Origin of the sequence: Microbacterium sp. 13-71-7, assembly GCF_002257455.1 — a bacterium.
Classification (GTDB): Bacteria; Actinomycetota; Actinomycetes; order Actinomycetales; family Microbacteriaceae; genus Microbacterium.
Map to the genome: position 1 here is coordinate 14172 of NZ_NCKN01000015.1, position 17358 is coordinate 31529.

Consider the following 17358-nt stretch of genomic DNA (forward strand, 5'->3'; position numbering starts at 1 on the left):
CGCCCGTGCGGGCCCGAGCGAAAGGCCGATCCGTGGATATTCTCCAGTTCATCCTGCAGGTGCTGCTGGGCATCACCAGCGTCCTGCTGACCCTTCTGATCCTGCTCCACAAGGGGCGCGGCGGAGGCCTCTCCGACATGTTCGGGGGCGGCATGTCCTCCGCCGTGGGGTCCAGCGGTCTCGCCGAGCGGAACCTCAACCGGTTCACGGTCGTGCTGGCGCTGGTCTGGTTCGTCGCGGTCGTGGGACTCGGCCTGATCACGAAATTCGAGGCGATCTGATGGCGACCGGCGGCAACGCGATCCGAGGAACGAGGGTCGGATCCGGCCCGATGGGCGAGCAGGACCACGGCTATCACGCCGACCGCATCGCGATCTCGTACTGGGACGGACTCGGCAACGAGACCGTCCGGTACTTCGCGGCGGGCCTGCCCGAGGAGGAGATCCCGGACATCATCGACCACCCGCACTCCGGCCTGCCGGCCGGACGCGACAAGGAGAACCCGCCCGAGATCGCGAAGGCGGAGCCCTACAAGACGCACCTCGCCTATGTGAAGGAGCGCCGCACCGACGAGGAGGCCGAGCAGCTTCTCGGCGATGCCCTCGCACAGCTGCGCGAGCGCCGCGGACAGGCCTGACGCCTCCCGCACGCACGCACACGAGAGCCCCCGCTTCGGCGGGGGCTCTCGTCGTATCCCGGTCGGTGCGGCGCCGGCACGGGCGAGGAGACCCGCACGACGCGGGCATCGGCCTCAGAGGTACGGGAGGAAGGCCGCCGGACGGGTGACGTTGGCGGGGAGCCCGGTGAACAGCGGTGCGACCTCGGCGGGCGTGTAGCCCGCGATTCCGCACCCCACGGGGGTGAGCAGGAAACGCAGCGAGGGGTGCGCGGAGGCGTACGCCACGAACCTCTCCGCCTCGGCGGCGAGGACGTCGAGCCCGCTCATGGTGTCGATCGCGTACGTCTGGCCGTGATGGCCGTGGCCCTCGCCCCACACGGCGCCGAAGCTCTCATACGCGATGAGGGCGGCACCGCCGCCGTGCTGCCCTTCGGCGTTGGACCCGAAGACGAAGACCTCGTCCGGTTCGAGCGATGCGATGCGCGCGGGGGTGATCTCCATGGCCGTTCCCTTCGACGCAGCGAACTCTACGCCGTGGACCAGGGAGCGCGACGGCGACCGGAGATCCCATGGCGGAGGAGGGGAGGGAGACGTGGAGGGGCTGACGAGAATCGAACTCGCGTCATCTGTTTGGAAGACAGAGGCTTTACCATTAAGCTACAGCCCCGGATCCTCGCCGGGCGAGGAGCCGGACCCGCGATGCAACGCCGCGGGACATCCACGAGCATACCTGACTGGCGAGGGTGCTCTGTTCCGTTAGACTCGTGAAGGCCGTTCCCGCGCGCGCGGGTTCCTACCCGGGGCGTAGCTCAGCTTGGTAGAGCGCCCGCTTTGGGAGCGGGAGGTCGCAGGTTCAAATCCTGTCGCCCCGACAGCAGTGACGAGAGTGATCCGACGGATCGCTCGCGTCGCTGTCCGAGGCCGACAGGCGAGGCTCCGGCGGAGAAGCGTCCGGAGATGCGCCCAGTGCGAAGGCCGACCCGCAGGGTCGGACGAGCCCCCAGACCTCACAACCGCGTCGCGATACACGCGGGACATTCACAAGGAGAGCACACCAGCATGGCGAACAGCACCGTCGAGAAGCTTGCCCCGACCCGGGTCAAGCTGCACATCACGGTCACCCCCGAGGACCTCAAGCCCAGCATCGCGCACGCGTACGAGCACATCGCGCAGGACGTGCAGATCCCCGGCTTCCGCAAGGGCAAGGTGCCCGCGCCGATCATCGACCAGCGCGTCGGCCGCGGCGCCGTCATCGAGCACGCCGTCAACGAGGGTCTGGACACCTTCTTCCGCGAGGCGTCGCTCGAGCACAACCTCCGCATCGTCGGTCGTCCCTCGGCCGAGGTCATCGAGTGGCCGAACGAGAAGGACTTCTCCGGCGACCTCAAGGTCGAGGTCGAGGTCGATGTCCGTCCCGAGATCGAGGTCCCGTCGCTCGACGGCATCACCGTGACCGTCGACGCCATCGAGGCCGATGAGGCCGCTCTGGACGCAGAGCTCGACCGCCTGCGCGCCCGCTTCGGCACCCTGGTCCCCGTCGACCGTCCCGCGAAGAGCGGCGACTTCGTCGAGCTCGACCTGGTCGCCGCCATCGACGGCGCCGAGATCGACCGCGCGGAGGGCGTCTCCTACGAGGTCGGCTCCGGCGAGCTGCTCGAGGGCATCGACGACGCGATCGACTCGCTCACCGCGGGTGAGGACACCACGTTCCGCTCGAAGCTGGTCGGTGGCGACCACGCGGGCGAGGACGCCGAGGTCTCCGTCACGGTCAAGGCCGTCAAGGAGCGCGAGCTGCCCGAGGCGGACGACGACTTCGCGCAGATCGCGAGCGAGTTCGACACGATCGCCGAGCTGCGCGACAGCCTGCGCGAGTCGGTCGAGCAGCAGGGCGTGTTCGCCCAGGCCTCCTCTGCGCGCGACAAGCTCATCGAGACCCTGCTCGAGAAGATCGAGATCCCGGTTCCGCCGCAGCTCATCGAGGACGAGGTGCACAACCACCTCGAGGGCGAGGGCCGCCTGGAGGACGACGAGCACCGCGCCGAGGTCACCGAGGCGAGCACCAAGCAGTTCCGCACCCAGGTGCTGCTCGACTCGATCGCCGAGGACGCGAACGTCCAGGTCTCGCAGGACGAGCTCAGCCAGTACCTGATCCAGTCGGCCGCGCAGTACGGCATGGCTCCGCAGGAGTTCGTCGAGGCGCTGCAGTCCGCGAACCAGCTGCCCGTCCTGGTCGGCGAGGTCGCCCGCAACAAGGCCCTCGCGGTCGCGCTGGGCAAGGTCACCGTGGTCGACTCCAACGGCAAGGCCGTGGACCTGACCGGATTCGTCGCCACCGACGACGAGGCCGAGGACGCTGCCGAGGCTCCGGCTGAGGAGAAGCCCGCGAAGAAGGCCCCGGCCAAGAAGGCTCCCGCCAAGAAGGCTCCGGCCAAGAAGGCAGCCGACGCCGACGAGGCTCCGGCCGAGGAGAAGGCCGCCGAGGAGAAGCCTGCGGCCAAGAAGCCGGCCGCGCGCAAGGCCCCGGCCAAGAAGGCGGCCGACAAGGCCGCTGACGCCGAGTAAGCACCGGATCCACGATCCGGAAGAGGGCGGGTGCATCATGCACCCGCCCTCTTCGCACCCACCGAACACGAGACCGAGGACAGACATGGACGACTGGCAGGAGCGGATCGACGCCGTCTGGGAGGCCGCCGCGGGCGGTCTCGTCGACGACCAGGTGATCGCGCGGATCGACGCGCTCGCCGCCGAGCGCGGACCCGATGACGCCGATGCCGCCTTCGAGCGCGCCGGCGCCCGCGACTCCGCGGGGCGTCCAGAGGAGGCAGTCCCGCTCTACCGGCGTGCGCTCGAGCTCGGTCTGGACGACGACCGCCGCGCCCAGGCCACCATCCAGCTCGCGAGCTCGCTGCGCAACCTCGGCGACGTGCAGGGCGCCCTCGAGCTCATCGAGGCCGAGCACGCTGCGCACCCCGAATCCGTCTACCGCGACGCGATCGCCGCGATGCACGCGCTCGCGCTGGCCAGTGCCGGGCACCCCGAGCGCGGGCTGGGCGTCGCGATCCTGGCCCTGGTTCCGCACATGCCCCGCTATCACCGGTCGATGACCGCCTACGCCCACGAGATCGCGGGCGACGACGCCTGATATGCCGACGGCGAACACGGCCGGGCGCGTGCGTTGTCGCCGGTAGATTCGAAACACCGAACACGGAAACAGGAGCTGAAATGGCTGAACCCCTGGTCGCGACGAGCGTCTTCGACAGGCTGCTGAAGGATCGCATCATCTGGCTGGGATCCGAGGTGCGGGACGAGAACGCCAACGAGATCTGCGCCAAGATCCTCCTTCTCGCCGCAGAGGACCCAGAGAAGGACATCTACCTCTACATCAACTCGCCCGGCGGATCCATCACCGCGGGCATGGCGATCTACGACACGATGCAGTTCGTGCCGAACGACATCGTCACGGTCGGCATCGGCATGGCGGCCTCGATGGGTCAGCTGCTGCTGACGAGCGGCACCAAGGGCAAGCGCTACATCACGCCGAACGCGCGCGTGCTGCTGCACCAGCCCCACGGCGGCTTCGGCGGCACGTCGAGCGACATCCAGACGCAGGCGCAGCTCATCCTGTCGATGAAGCAGCGCCTCGCCGAGATCACCGCCGCGCAGACCGGCAAGACGGTGGAGCAGATCAACGAGGACGGCGACCGGGACCGCTGGTTCACCGCCTCCGAGGCTCTCGACTACGGCTTCGTCGACCACATGCGCGAGCACGCCAGTGACGTGCACGGCGGCGGCGGCACGGGCGCGGACAAGTAAGGCTGGAGAGGACACCCATGTACACACCCACGTTCCGGTCCGCCGGCACCCTGCCCTCGAGCCGCTACGTCCTTCCTCAGTTCGAGGAGCGCACCGCGTACGGCTTCAAGCGCCAGGACCCCTACAACAAGCTGTTCGAGGACCGCGTGATCTTCCTCGGCGTGCAGGTGGACGACGCGTCCGCCGATGACGTGATGGCGCAGCTGCTGGTCCTGGAGAGCCAGGACTCCGAGCGCGACATCACGATGTACATCAACTCGCCCGGCGGATCCTTCACGGCGATGACCGCGATCTACGACACGATGCAGTACGTCGCTCCGCAGATCCAGACGGTCGTGCTGGGGCAGGCGGCCTCGGCCGCCTCCGTCCTGCTCGCGGCGGGTGCGCCAGGCAAGCGTCTCGCGCTGCCGAACGCGCGCGTCCTGATGCACCAGCCCGCGATGGGCGAGGCCGGCCAGGGGCAGGCCTCGGACATCGAGATCCAGGCGGCGGAGATCCTGCGCATGCGCACCTGGCTGGAGGAGACGATGGCCAAGCACACCGGTCAGCCGGTGGCGAAGGTCAACCGCGACATCGATCGCGACAACATCCTCTCCGCAGAGCAGGCCAAGGAGTACGGCATCGTCGACCAGGTGCTGACGAGCCGCAAGCGTCAGTCGCTGAGCTGACCTGCTGACATGCCGCGAGAGGGCGGCCCGGATCCGATTCCGGGCCGCCCTCTCGCGTCCCCGCTCCGGTTGCGCGGGTGAGCGAGGGCGATTGCTCATATGAGCAGTTTCGTGCGCGTGCGTGTGGTGAAGGGTACTCTCGGAGCATGCCCCGATCCGCCATCGACGACGACGAGCTGCTCGCCGTCCGTGTGGCGGAGCTGTACTACGACGAGGACAAGACTCAGGACGAGATCGGCGGCCTCCTGGGCATCTCGCGCTGGAAGGTCGGGCGGCTGCTGCAGCAGGCCCGCATCGACGGCATCGTGCGGATCGAGATCGTGCACCCGCGCGCGCGCAAGCTCGGCATCGAGCGGGAGCTGCGCGAGCGCTTCGGACTCGCCGACGCGGTCGTCGTGCCGAACGGGCCGAGCGACACCGAGACCCTCGGCCGGGTCGCGCAAGGCGCCGCGGATCACCTCGCGGCCCTCCGCCCGGTGCCGAAGACCCTCGCCGTGAGCTGGGGACGAACGCTCACCGCGATCGCCGAGCGCATGGCCGAGGGCTGGGCGCGCGGCGTCACGGTGGTGCAGATGAACGGCGGCGTGAGCGTGAACCGCCGTCCAGGAGGCGCCGCCTCCCTCGCCGCCACGATCGCGCAGCGCGCGTCGGGGCACGTCGCGCTGCTGCCCAGCCCCGCGATCCTCGAGCGGCTCGAGACCAAGCAGGCGATCGAGCGCGACCGCACCGTCGCGGGCGTCCTCGAGCAGGCCGCGCAGGCCGACGCCTACCTCTTCACGGCGGGCGTCTGCGACGCCCGGTCCGCGCACGTCGAGAACGGCTACCTGAGCGTCCAGGACATCGACGAGCTGGCCCGCCGCGGTGCGGTCGGCGATGTGCTGGGCCGCTACATCGACGCCGACGGCAACATCGTGGATCCCGAGCTCGACGCCCGCACGGTCGGGCTCAGTCTCGAGCGGCTGCGCGAGGCGCGCACCGCCGTCTTCGTCACGGCCGGAGAGGCGAAGCACGACATCGCCCGCACGGTCGTGACCGCGAACCTGTGCACGATGGTGGTCACCGACGAGGCGACCGCCCGGACCCTCTTGGAGGACCAGTGACGACGACCGAACTCGCACGGCGCACCGCGCTGGAGGTGCTCGGCGGCGAACCCGACGACCTCACACTGCGCCGATTCCTGCACGGCCTCCCCGGCGTGGACGCGGTGGGCCTGGAGCAGCGCTCCGCCGCGCTCGGCACGCGCTCGATCAAGACCACCTCGAAGGCCTGGGCCCTCGACACGATCGTGCGCCTCATCGACCTCACGACGCTCGAGGGCGCCGACACCCCGGGCAAGGTGCGCTCGCTGGTCTCCAAGGCCAAGCTGCCCGACGCCTCCGATCCGTCCTGCCCCTCGGTCGCCGCGGTGTGCGTGTACGGCGACATGGTGCCCTACGCCGTCGAGGCGCTCGGTGCGCGGCACGGCGACCCGGACGACGGCGGCATCTCCGTCGCCGCCGTCGCGACGGCGTTCCCGAGCGGGCGCGCCTCGCTGGCCGTGAAGCTCGCGGACACCCGTGACGCGGTGGAGGCCGGCGCCGACGAGATCGACATGGTGATCGACCGCGGCGCGTTCCTCTCCGGGCGCTACGGACAGGTGTTCGAGCAGATCGTCGCCGTCAAGGACGCCTGCCGCCGCGGGGACGGGACGTCCGCCTCGCTCAAGATCATCCTCGAGACGGGTGAGCTGAACACCTACGACAACATCAAGCGCGCGTCGTGGCTGGGCATGCTGGCCGGAGGCGACTTCATCAAGACGTCCACCGGCAAGGTCGCTCCGGCGGCCACGCTGCCGGTCACGCTGCTCATGCTCGAGGCCGTGCGCGACTGGCACCGGCTCACCGGCGAGAAGATCGGCGTGAAGCCGGCCGGCGGGATCCGCTCCTCGAAGGATGCGGTCAAGTACCTGGTGCACGTCGCCGAGACGGTCGGGGAGGAGTGGCTGCAGCCGCACCTGTTCCGCTTCGGCGCCTCCAGCCTGCTGAACGACGTGCTGCTGCAGCGACAGAAGCTGACCACCGGCCACTACTCCGGCCCCGACTACGTCACGATCGACTGACGGAGGACCACGCATGGGATTCCTGGAATACGCGCCCGCGCCCGAGTCGCGGAGCATCCTCACACTGAAGGACGAGTACGGCCTGTTCATCGACGGCGAGTTCGTCGAGGGGCGCGGCGCCTCGTTCGGCACGATCTCGCCCGCGGACGAGTCGCGCATCGCCACGATCGCGCACGCGTCGGATGAGGACGTCGATCTCGCCGTCGCCGCCGCGCGCCGCGCCTACACCAAGGTGTGGTCGAAGATGAGCGGTCGCGACCGCGGCAAATACCTGTTCCGCATCGCGCGCCTCGTGCAGGAGCGCGCCCGCGAACTCGCCGTGGCGGAGAGCCTCGACAACGGCAAGCCGATCAAGGAATCCCGCGACGTGGACGTGCCCCTCGTCGCCTCGTGGTTCTTCTACTACGCCGGCTGGGCGGACAAGCTCGACTACGCGGGCGCCGGACCGAACCCGTCCGCGCACGGCGTGGCCGGTCAGGTCATCCCGTGGAACTTCCCGCTGCTCATGCTCGCGTGGAAGGTCGCACCGGCCCTCGCCGCCGGCAACACGGTCGTGCTGAAGCCCGCCGAGACCACGTCGCTCACGGCGCTGATCTTCGCGGAGATCCTGCAGCAGGCCGACCTTCCGGCCGGAGTGGTGAACATCATCACGGGTGCCGGCGCCACCGGCGCGGCGCTGGTCCGCCACCCCGACGTCGACAAGGTCGCCTTCACCGGGTCGACCGCGGTGGGGCGCGAGATCGCCCGCACCGTCGCCGGCACCGGAAAGGCGCTCACGCTGGAGCTCGGCGGCAAGGCGGCGAACATCGTGTTCGACGACGCGCCGATCGATCAGGCCATCGAAGGCATCGTCAACGGCATCTTCTTCAACCAGGGCCACGTCTGCTGCGCCGGCAGCCGCCTGCTCGTGCAGGAATCGATCCACGACGAGGTCATCGACCGGCTGAAGTCGCGCCTGTCGACGCTGCGCCTCGGCGACCCGCTCGACAAGAACACCGACATCGGCGCGATCAACTCGGCCGAGCAGCTGGCCAGGATCCGCGAGCTCAGCCAGGTCGGCGAGGACGAGGGGGCGCAGCGCTGGACCGCCGATTGCGTGATCCCGGAGAAGGGCTTCTGGTTCGCCCCGACGATCTTCACCGGCGTCGAGGCGTCGCACCGCATCGCCCGCGAGGAGGTGTTCGGTCCCGTGCTGTCGGTGCTGACCTTCCGCACCCCGGCCGAGGCGATCGCGAAGGCGAACAACACCCCATACGGCCTCTCCGCAGGAGTATGGAGCGACAAGGGATCCAGGATCCTCGCCGTCGCCGACCGCCTGCGCGCGGGCGTCGTGTGGGCCAACACGTTCAACCGGTTCGATCCGTCCAGCCCGTTCGGCGGCTACAAGGAGTCGGGCTACGGCCGTGAAGGCGGCAAGCAGGGCCTCGCCGCCTACCTGCGTCCGGCCGCGGTCGCCCCGCGTGCGCTGGGCCGGCAGGACGAGACCAAGAGCGAAGCCAAGGCGCTGAAGAAGGGATCCGCGGCATGAGCGCGCGTCTGACCGTTCCCAAGACCTACAAGCTCGCGATCGGCGGCGCGTTCCCGCGCAGCGAATCGGGGCGCACCTACGAGGTCACCACCCCGAAGGGCGCTTTCCTCGCGAACGCCGCCCAGGCGTCGCGCAAGGACGCCCGCGACGCGGTCAAGGCCGCGCGCACGGCGCAGGCCGGCTGGGCCAAGGCGACCGCCTACAACCGCGGCCAGGTGCTGTACCGCGTGGCCGAGGTGCTCGAGGGCCGTCGCGCACAGTTCGTCGACGAGATCGTGGCCCAGCAGGGCGTGTCGGCGGCCGCCGCCGGCGCTCAGGTCGACGAGGCGATCGATCTGTGGGTCTGGTATGCGGGCTGGTGCGACAAGTACGCCCAGATCGCCGGCAACCTGAACCCGGTCGCAGGCGCCTACTTCAACATCTCCGCACCCGAGCCGACCGGCGTCGTCGCCATCGTCGCACCGCAGGAGTCGGCGCTGCTGGGCCTCGTCTCCGTGGTCGCCCCGGCGCTCGTGGCCGGCAATGCGGTCGTCGTCGTGGCGAGCGAGCAGTACCCGCTCTCGGCGATCAGCCTCGCCGAGGTGCTCGCCACGAGCGATGTGCCGGGCGGTGTGGTGAACGTGCTCACGGGATCCCCGGCCGAGCTCGCGCCCTGGCTCGCCGCGCACGCCGACGTCAACGCGCTGGACCTGGCGGGAGCGGGCGGGATCGACTGGGTCGATCTGCAGATCGCGGCCGCCGACACGCTCAAGCGCGTGCTGGCTCCGGGCGAGGTCGTGGCCTCGCCGCAGCGGATCGCCGCCTTCACCGAGGTGAAGACGGTCTGGCACCCGAAGAGCATGGTCTGATCGCGCACGACCAGCCCGTCGAAGGCTCGAACGGCCCGCCCCCGCACCTCGGGAGGCGGGCCGTTCGTCGTGAGGACTCGGATCCGAGCGTGTTCGCCGTGCGCGGAGCGGCGCGGCGCGGGGGATCCGTGGCGATGCGGCCGGATGTCGGATGCAGCGGTTAGGCTCGAACAGCGGCAACGCCGCACGGTGTTCCCACGCCGTGATCGCCCCTTGTGACAACACGGAGGCGACCGCGGACCACGTCTCGAAGGAGGACGCACATGGCACGCATCGGTGAGAGCGCCGACCTGTTCAAGTGCTCGTTCTGCGGCAAGAGCCAGAAGCAGGTCCAGCAGCTCATCGCCGGGCCCGGCGTCTACATCTGCGACGAGTGCGTCGAACTCTGCAACGAGATCATCGAAGAGCGCATGGCGGAGTCCGCCAACGGCGAGGTCGCGGAGTTCGACCTGCCCAAGCCCCGCGAGATCTTCTCCTTCCTCGAGGAGTACGTCGTCGGGCAGGACCAGGCCAAGCGCGCCCTCTCGGTCGCGGTCTACAACCACTACAAGCGCGTGCGCGCCCACGGAACGCTGCAGCCGGCCGAGCAGAAGGCCGACGAGATCGAGATCGCCAAGAGCAACATCCTGATGATCGGCCCCACGGGCTGCGGCAAGACCTACCTCGCGCAGACCCTGGCGAAGCGACTGAACGTGCCGTTCGCGGTCGCCGATGCCACTGCGCTCACGGAGGCGGGCTACGTCGGCGAGGATGTGGAGAACATCCTGCTCAAGCTGATTCAGGCTGCCGACTACGACGTCAAGCGCGCTGAGCAGGGCATCATCTACATCGACGAGATCGACAAGATCGCGCGCAAGGCGGAGAACCCGTCGATCACCCGTGATGTCTCGGGTGAGGGCGTGCAGCAGGCGCTGCTCAAGATCCTCGAGGGCACGGTCGCCTCGGTGCCGCCGCAGGGCGGTCGCAAGCACCCGCATCAGGAGTTCCTGCAGATCGACACCACGAACGTGCTGTTCATCGTCGCCGGGGCATTCGCGGGGCTCGAGGACATCGTCTCCTCCCGCGTCGGCAAGCATGGTGTCGGGTTCGGCGCTCCGCTGCATGACAAAGGCAAGGATCTGGATCTGTTCAGCGAGGTGCTCCCGGAGGATCTGCACAAGTTCGGTCTGATCCCCGAGTTCATCGGCCGGCTGCCGGTCGTCGCCTCGGTCTCCCCACTCGACCAGGCCGCCCTCATCGACATCCTCACCGGGCCGCGCAACGCGCTGGTGAAGCAGTATCAGCGGATGTTCCAGCTCGACGGCGTGGAGCTCGAGTTCGAGGATGACGCGCTGCAGTCGATCGCAGACCTCGCCGTCGAGCGCAAGACCGGCGCCCGCGGACTCCGTGCGATCCTCGAGGACGTGCTCGGACCGATCATGTTCGAGATCCCCTCGACCGAGGACGTGCAGAAGGTCGTCGTGACCCGCGCCGCCGTCGACGAAGGCGCTCCGCCCACGCTGGTGCTCGCGCGCAAGCGCAAGAGCGCCTGAGCGGCGCCCTGACTCAGCGCAGGACCGGGAGGATCAGGTCCGTCCGCAGTTCGGCGGGGGCGGTGACGCTCGGATCGGACACGTACACCTCGATCCAGACGCCGGCGGGGCTGTGCCCGAGCGCGGTGCTCTCGCCGGCGAGCCGGGCCCAGGCCTCACCGAGCCCGTCATAGGGGCCGATCACGGTCGTCGCCAGCGCAGGTCCGCTGGGCAGCTCGGCGGCCACGATCTCGAGCCCGTCGACCGTGAGGGATGCGGACAGCGCCTCATCGACCGGGAAGCCGACATCGAGATCGAAGACCTCCATCGGGTCGCCGCGATAGACCGCGACCGCGGGTCCCGACGGTGTGAGCGATCCCGCGGCGATCGCCTTGCCGAGCGCGCCGAAGGCCGCGTCGAACGTGGATCCGAGGTCGTCGATCCGCAACCCGGTCCGGTGGACCGCGGCGAGCGAGGCCGGTGGCAGATCGACCGGGGTCGTGGCGTCGTAGGGCTCTTCCGAGAACACGGACATCGGATCCTCCTCGCGGCCGCGGCGTCCATCGCCGCGTCCGCCACCAGCCTAGGTCGGGCGCCCCGTCCCCGACAGGGGCTCACCCGATCCGCGGCGTGCGGTCAGCGATCGAGGCCGCGTCGCTTCAGCAGAGGCGCGATCTCCGCGTCGCGTCCGCGGAAGTCGCGGTAGGCCTCGAGCGGATCCTTGGCTCCGCCCACGCCCAGCAGACGCCGACGGAACCGCTCGCCGTTGGCGCGTCGGGCGCCGCCGTTCTCGCGGAACCACTCGACGGTGTCGGCGTCGAGGACCTCGCTCCAGATGTACGAGTAGTAACCCGCGCTGTAGCCCCCGGAGAACACATGGGCGAAGTAGGCAGAGGAGTAGCGCGTGGGCACGGCGGGATCATCCAGCCCGATGTCCGCGAGGGCCGCGGCTTCGAAGGCCGCGACGTCCTGGATCGCATCGCCCGCGGGCAGCGTGTGCAGAGTCTGGTCGAGCCATGCCGCCGCGAGGTACTCGCTGGTCTCGAAGCCCTGGTTGAAGGTCTCGGTCGCCCTCAGTCGTTCGACGAGACCGGCCGGGAGCGGTTCGCCGGACTCGTGATGCCGCGCGTAGGCATCGACGATCTCGGGCCACAGCATCCACATCTCGTTGACCTGGCTCGGGAACTCGACGAAGTCGCGGAACACGTTGGTGCCGGAGAAGTGCGGATACGTCACTTCGGAGAACAGCCCGTGCAGCGCGTGCCCGAACTCGTGGAACAGCGTGTTCACCTCATCGAGGGTGAGCAGCGTCGGCTCGCCGTCGGCGGGCTGCGAGACGTTCAGGTTGTTCGCGACGACGGGAAGCGTGCCGCGCAGCGCGGACTGGCTCACGATCGGATTCATCCATGCGCCGCCCCGCTTGCTGTCGCGGGTGTACAGATCCAGCACGTACAGACCGAGCGCGGATCCGTCCTCCTGGAACACCTCGAACGTCCGCGCACCCGGGTGGTAGACGGGCAGGTCGGGCCGCTCGGTGAAGGTGAGCCCGTACAGCAGGCCGGCCGCCGCGAACACGCCGTCCCGCAGCACCCGCTCCGCCTCGAACCAGGGGCGCAGAGCCGCCGTGTCGATGTCGTACTGCGCCGTGCGCAGCTTCTCCGTGTAGAACGCCCAGTCGTGCGCTTCCAGGGGGAAGGGCGACGTCTCCGTGTCGTCGATCAGCCGTTGCAGGGCCGCGCGCTCGGCGGCCGCGTTGCGGGCGGCCGGCACCGCGAGTTCGCGCAGCATGCGCTCCACGGCTTCCGGCGTGCCCGCCGTCTCATCGGCCGTCACCGCGGCGGCGTGGGACGCGTAGCCGAGGAGCGCCGCACGTTCGGCCCGGAGGCTCGCGATCTCTGCGAGGACGCCGCGATTGTCGTGCTCGCCGCCGCGCGCTCCGCGAGAGCGCGAGGCTTCCATGACGCGACGCCGGCTCTCCCGGTTCCTGAGTGCCGCGAGCGCCGGGTGGCCGGTGAACAGGGGGAGCGCAAGCAGGTGCTTGCCCTCGAGCCCGCGCTCGGAAGCGGCGCGCGCGGCCGCAGACAGCTCTCCGGCGCTCAGGCCGTCGAGGTCGGCCGCGTCGTCGAACACGACGGCCAGCTCGTTCGTGTCCGCGAGCAGGTTCTTCTCGAAGATGGTGCTGAGCGAGGAGATCCGCTGGTTGAGCTCGGTGAGCCGGGCCTTGGCCGACTCGTCGAGTGCCGCGCCGGCGAGTGTCATCTCGCGATGCCAGCGCTCGACGAGGCGCCGTTGCTCGGGCTCCAGCGGCAGGGCATCGATCTGGTCGTGGAGCTGCGAGATCCGCCAGTAGAGAGCCGCATCGAGCAGGATCGCGTCCTGGTGGGCGGCCATCAGCGGAGCGAGCTCCTCATCGATCGCCTGGATCTCGGCCGTGGCATCCGCAGAGGCCACGGTGTAGAACGCGTGGGATGCGCGGTCCAGGAGCTCGCCGCTCTGCTCCAGGGCGACCATCGTGTTCTCGAACGTCGGCATCGACCGCACCATCGTGATCCGACGGATCTCGGCGAGCTGCTCCTCGAACCCCAGCCGGAACGCGGGGAGGTAGTGCTCCACGCGGATGCGGCCGTAGTCGGGCAGCGCGTAGGGGAGGGGGGAGGGCGTGAGCAGCGGGTTGGTCTCGACCGTCATCCTCCGAGCCTAGAAGATCACTCCGATCCGAGGGGGCGACGCGGGGCAGGGTGCGCCTCAGCCGGTCAGATCGGCCATGACCTTGCGCAGCGCGTCGGAGACGAGGCGCACGGAGCGCCGCCGCAGGTTCTCCGGCCGGGCGAGCACATCGATCATCCGGTTGGTGCTGACGTACTGCAGCGGACGGCGCACGACCGCATCCGTGCCCGGCGAGGTGTAGCGGGGGAGCACGCCGATCACGTCACCCGTCGCGATCACGGACGCGGCGACGCCGTAGTCGTTGATCCGGTGCACGATCTCGGCCGGCCGGTTCGTGATGGCGGAGATCGTGCGCAGCACGTCATCGGGGGAGTACCCGGCCCGGCTCGTCACCCAGCGCTCGCCCACCACGTCGGCCGGGCGCAGCGATGCGCGCTGTGCGAGCGGATGCTCGGGGGAGAGCGCCACATCGAGCGGTTCCGCGGCGAGGGTGAGCACGCGGATCCCGGTCTTCGGCCACGGCGGGCTGTGCTCCATGCGGTGCGCGAGCACGAGGTCGTAGCGCGCGGTGAGAGCCGGGAAGTCGCTCTGCGCGACGTCCTCGTCGGTGAAGCGGATCGCCGGGACGTCGGGTCCGGTTCCGAGTGCGCGGATGAGGGGGCCGAACAGCGCCTGCGCCGCGCTGAGGAACCCGCTGACCGTGACGACGCCGCCTTCCGTGGCCTCGAACTCATCCACGGCGGATCGCGCGGCGGCCATCGCGTCGAGCGCAGCCGCGCCCGCCTCGGCGAGCGCCTCTCCGGCGGGCGTCAGCACGAGCGTGCGTCCCTGTTTGCGCGTCAACGGGGCCCGCACCCCGCGCTGCAGCGCCGCGAGCTGCTGGGAGACGGCGGAGGGCGTAACGCGCAGGGCCTCCGCGACGGCGGTCACGCTGCCGAGCGCGCCGAGCTCGCGGAGGATCTGAAGCTGCTGCAACTGCATATGTCCAGTCAAGCATGTAGCGATGCTTAAAGCTCGCTCCAGACAGTGGGGATTGATCTACAGGGTCGTTCGCGGTGGGATCGAAGCATGAAGGCTCTCTACAAGGACGGCCCGCACGCGGGCCTCGAGCTCATCGACCGGCCGGACCCCGTGGCCGGACCCGACGAGGTGGTCATACGCGTGCTCCGCACCGGCATCTGCGGCACCGACCTGCACATCCAGCGCTGGGACGACTGGGCCGCCTCCGCGGTGAAGGCGCCGCTCATCCCCGGGCACGAGTTCTACGGCGAGGTCGTCGAGGTCGGACCCCTGGTGCATGACATCTCTGTCGGCGACCGGGTCTCCGGCGAGGGGCACATCGTGTGCGGCATGTGTCGCAACTGCCGTGCCGGCCGCCGGCAGATGTGCATCCGCACCATCGGCCTCGGCGTGCAGCGCGACGGCGCCTACGCGGAGTACCTCACCCTGCCCGCGACGAACGTGTGGGTGCATCACGCCGATGTGACGCCCGAACTCGGCGCGATCTTCGACCCGCTGGGCAACGCCGTGCACACCGCGCTGGCTTTCCCCCTCGTCGGAGAGGACGTGCTCGTCACCGGCTGCGGCCCGATCGGACTCATGGCGATCGCGATCGCCCGCCACGTGGGGGCCCGCTTCATCACCGCGACCGACGTGAGCGCCCCTCGGCTGGAGCTCGCCCGCGAGATGGGCGCCGACGCGGTCGTCGACGTCTCCCGCGAGGACATCGCGGATGCGCAACGCGCGCTGGGCATGCGCGAAGGATTCGACATCGGCTTCGAGATGAGCGGGGCGCCGAGCGCACTGCCCGCGATGATCGACAACATGAACCACGGCGGCCGGATCGCGATGCTCGGCCTGCCGACCGGTCCGTTCAGCGTGGACTGGGGGAAGATCGTCACGCACATGCTCACCGTGAAGGGCATCTACGGCCGCGAGATGTTCGAGACCTGGAACGCGATGGGCGCCATGCTGCAGACCAGCCCGGTGCTGCGCGACTCGATCACCCGCATCATCGCCGAGGTGCTCCCGGCCCGAGACTGGGAGAAGGGGTTCGCGGCCGCCGCTTCCGCGGGCACGGGCAAGATCATCCTCGACTGGACCGAACTGTAGGAGACGACGATGTACGGATCATTCCAGCAGCACCTGGCCGACGAGCTCACCGGGATCGACGAGGCGGGACTCACCAAGCACGAGCGCGGGATCCGCGGTCCGCAGCGCACCGAGATCGTCGCGGACGGCGCCGAGGTGCTGAACTTCTGCGCCAACAACTACCTGGGCCTCGCCGATGACGAGCGCCTCGTGGAGGCGGCCAAGGGGGCGCTCGACGAGTGGGGCTACGGCCTCGCGAGCGTGCGATTCATCTGCGGCACGCAGGAGCAGCACCTCGAGCTCGAGCGACGGCTGTCGTCGTTCCTCGGGACCGACGACGCGATCCTGTTCTCGTCGTGCTTCGACGCGAACGGCGGCGTCTTCGAGACGCTGTTCACCGCCGAGGACGCGATCATCTCGGACGAGCTCAACCATGCGTCGATCATCGACGGGATCCGACTGTCCAAGGCCCGGCGGCTGCGCTACCGCAACCGCGACATGGCGGACCTCGAAGAGCAGCTGAAGGCTTCGGCGGACGCCCGCTTCCGGGTGATCGTGACCGATGGCGTGTTCTCGATGGACGGCTACATCGCTCCGCTCGCCGACATCTGCGATCTCGCGGAGCGCTATGACGCCCTGGTCTTCGTGGACGACTCGCACGCCGTCGGCTTCATCGGCGAGCACGGTCGCGGCACGCCGGAGCTGTGCGGCGTCGAGGGGCGAGTCGACATCTACACCGGCACCTTCGGCAAGGCGCTCGGCGGCGCGAGCGGCGGCTACGTCGCGGGTCACCGCGACATCGTGGCCCTGCTGCGCCAGCGCGCCCGTCCGTACCTGTTCTCCAACACGCTGGCGCCGTCGATCGTCGCGGGCACCCTGCGCGCGCTCGACCTCGTCGAGGGATCCGGATCCCTGCGCACGCAGCTGCAGGAGAACGCGGCCCTGTTCCGCCGCCGCATGACCGAGGAGGGCTTCGACCTGCTCCCGGGCGAGCACGCGATCGTCCCCGTCATGTTCGGCGACGCGGCGCTGACCGCACGGGTCGCCGCAGAGATGCAGAAGCAGGGCGTCTACGTGACCGCGTTCAGCTTCCCGGTGGTGCCGCGCGGGCTCGCGCGCATCCGCGTGCAGCTCTCGGCCGCGCACACTCCTGAGCAGGTCGAGCGCTGCGTCACGGCCTTCGTCGCCGCCCGCGCGGCCGCCTGACCCCCTCCACCGACGCCCCCTCGCAGCACCGGCGCCCCCTCTGAGCGCCGCTCCTGCGAGGGGGCGTCGGCGCGCAGAGGGGGCGTCTGCGACGTTCCCCGCGCGCGCCCCAGCAACGGAGAGGATTCCGGGGCAGACTTCGTCCATGACGCACTCTGCAGAGGTGAGCTGGACGCTCGACGGCATCGACATGTTCGGCACGATCACGGCGCCGGACGGAGAGGGGCCGTTCCCCGCGGTCGTCCTGGTGGCCGGCAGCGGGCCGACCGATCGGGACTGGAACTCCCCGATGCTGCCGGGGACGAACGG

17 protein-coding genes and 2 tRNA genes are annotated in these 17358 nt (G+C 69.8%); 14 read left to right on the plus strand and 5 right to left on the minus strand.

Features of this window, described 5'->3' with window-relative positions; genetic code table 11:
* Positions 1-32: 32 nt before the first annotated feature.
* Positions 33-281, plus strand: coding sequence for a preprotein translocase subunit SecG (gene secG, locus B7X32_RS02700; RefSeq protein WP_251441808.1), 249 nt, complete (start codon positions 33-35; stop codon positions 279-281).
* Positions 281-637, plus strand: coding sequence for an RNA polymerase-binding protein RbpA (locus tag B7X32_RS02705; protein WP_292715667.1), 357 nt, complete (start codon positions 281-283; stop codon positions 635-637). Before secG ends, B7X32_RS02705 begins: the two co-directional genes overlap by 1 nt.
* A gap of 114 nt (positions 638-751) precedes the next feature.
* Here B7X32_RS02705 and B7X32_RS02710 read toward each other — a convergent pair whose 3' ends face one another.
* Together B7X32_RS02710 and B7X32_RS02715 are read right to left on the minus strand one after the other, a co-directional pair.
* A complete protein-coding gene (locus B7X32_RS02710) occupies positions 752-1120 on the minus strand; it encodes a hypothetical protein (protein ID WP_292715669.1) in 369 nt (122 codons plus the stop codon).
* Between the two features lie 92 nt (positions 1121-1212).
* Positions 1213-1286 (minus strand) — tRNA-Gly (locus tag B7X32_RS02715).
* A 131-nt stretch (positions 1287-1417) separates the two neighbouring features.
* Here B7X32_RS02715 and B7X32_RS02720 point away from each other — a divergent pair.
* From B7X32_RS02720 to clpX, 10 genes are all read left to right on the plus strand, one after another.
* Positions 1418-1491: transfer RNA gene (locus B7X32_RS02720), tRNA-Pro, on the plus strand.
* Between the two features lie 187 nt (positions 1492-1678).
* A complete protein-coding gene (gene tig, locus B7X32_RS02725) occupies positions 1679-3181 on the plus strand; it encodes a trigger factor (RefSeq protein ID WP_292715672.1) in 1503 nt (500 codons plus the stop codon).
* 85 nt (positions 3182-3266) lie between these two features.
* Positions 3267-3761 (plus strand): tetratricopeptide repeat protein, encoded by a 495-nt coding sequence (locus tag B7X32_RS02730; RefSeq protein ID WP_292715675.1) that lies wholly within the window; start codon positions 3267-3269, stop codon positions 3759-3761.
* An 80-nt stretch (positions 3762-3841) separates the two neighbouring features.
* Positions 3842-4432 carry an ATP-dependent Clp protease proteolytic subunit gene (locus B7X32_RS02735; protein WP_292715681.1) on the plus strand — a complete coding sequence of 197 codons (591 nt, stop codon included), beginning with the start codon at positions 3842-3844 and terminating at the stop codon, positions 4430-4432.
* A 17-nt stretch (positions 4433-4449) separates the two neighbouring features.
* Complete coding sequence (locus B7X32_RS02740) at positions 4450-5100, plus strand: ATP-dependent Clp protease proteolytic subunit (protein WP_292715684.1); 651 nt, start codon at positions 4450-4452, stop codon at positions 5098-5100.
* 146 nt (positions 5101-5246) lie between these two features.
* On the plus strand, positions 5247-6200 hold the full coding sequence (locus B7X32_RS02745) for a sugar-binding transcriptional regulator (RefSeq protein ID WP_292715687.1): 954 nt from the start codon (positions 5247-5249) through the stop codon (positions 6198-6200).
* Positions 6197-7198 (plus strand): deoxyribose-phosphate aldolase, encoded by a 1002-nt coding sequence (gene deoC, locus B7X32_RS02750; protein ID WP_045272533.1) that lies wholly within the window; start codon positions 6197-6199, stop codon positions 7196-7198. The genes B7X32_RS02745 and deoC overlap by 4 nt, the downstream gene beginning before the upstream one ends.
* Positions 7199-7211: 13 nt before the next feature.
* The gene (locus tag B7X32_RS02755; RefSeq protein WP_292715692.1) at positions 7212-8726 is read left to right on the plus strand and encodes an aldehyde dehydrogenase family protein; all 1515 of its coding nucleotides are present in this window, start codon (positions 7212-7214) and stop codon (positions 8724-8726) included.
* Entirely contained in the window at positions 8723-9574 is an 852-nt protein-coding gene (locus tag B7X32_RS02760) for an aldehyde dehydrogenase family protein (protein WP_292715695.1), read from the plus strand. Before B7X32_RS02755 ends, B7X32_RS02760 begins: the two co-directional genes overlap by 4 nt.
* A 263-nt stretch (positions 9575-9837) precedes the next feature.
* Complete coding sequence (clpX, locus tag B7X32_RS02765; protein WP_292715697.1) at positions 9838-11106, plus strand: ATP-dependent Clp protease ATP-binding subunit ClpX; 1269 nt, start codon at positions 9838-9840, stop codon at positions 11104-11106.
* Between the two features lie 13 nt (positions 11107-11119).
* On the opposite strand, the gene B7X32_RS02770 is transcribed toward clpX, so the two are convergent.
* The 3 genes from B7X32_RS02770 to B7X32_RS02780 all read right to left on the minus strand — a co-directional run bounded on the left by B7X32_RS02770 (position 11120) and on the right by B7X32_RS02780 (position 14733).
* Positions 11120-11620: a GyrI-like domain-containing protein gene (locus B7X32_RS02770; RefSeq protein WP_292715699.1), complete on the minus strand. Its 501-nt coding sequence runs from the start codon at positions 11618-11620 to the stop codon at positions 11120-11122.
* A 101-nt stretch (positions 11621-11721) separates the two neighbouring features.
* Entirely contained in the window at positions 11722-13773 is a 2052-nt protein-coding gene (locus B7X32_RS02775; protein ID WP_292715702.1) for a M3 family metallopeptidase, read from the minus strand.
* A gap of 57 nt (positions 13774-13830) precedes the next feature.
* Entirely contained in the window at positions 13831-14733 is a 903-nt protein-coding gene (locus tag B7X32_RS02780) for a LysR family transcriptional regulator (RefSeq protein WP_292715705.1), read from the minus strand.
* 87 nt (positions 14734-14820) lie between these two features.
* Here B7X32_RS02780 and tdh point away from each other — a divergent pair, with 87 nt between their 5' ends.
* Together tdh and B7X32_RS02790 are read left to right on the plus strand one after the other, a co-directional pair.
* Positions 14821-15864, plus strand: coding sequence for an L-threonine 3-dehydrogenase (gene tdh, locus B7X32_RS02785; protein ID WP_292715708.1), 1044 nt, complete (start codon positions 14821-14823; stop codon positions 15862-15864).
* A gap of 9 nt (positions 15865-15873) precedes the next feature.
* Entirely contained in the window at positions 15874-17049 is a 1176-nt protein-coding gene (locus B7X32_RS02790; RefSeq protein ID WP_292715711.1) for a glycine C-acetyltransferase, read from the plus strand.
* The last annotated feature ends 309 nt before the right edge of the window (positions 17050-17358 follow it).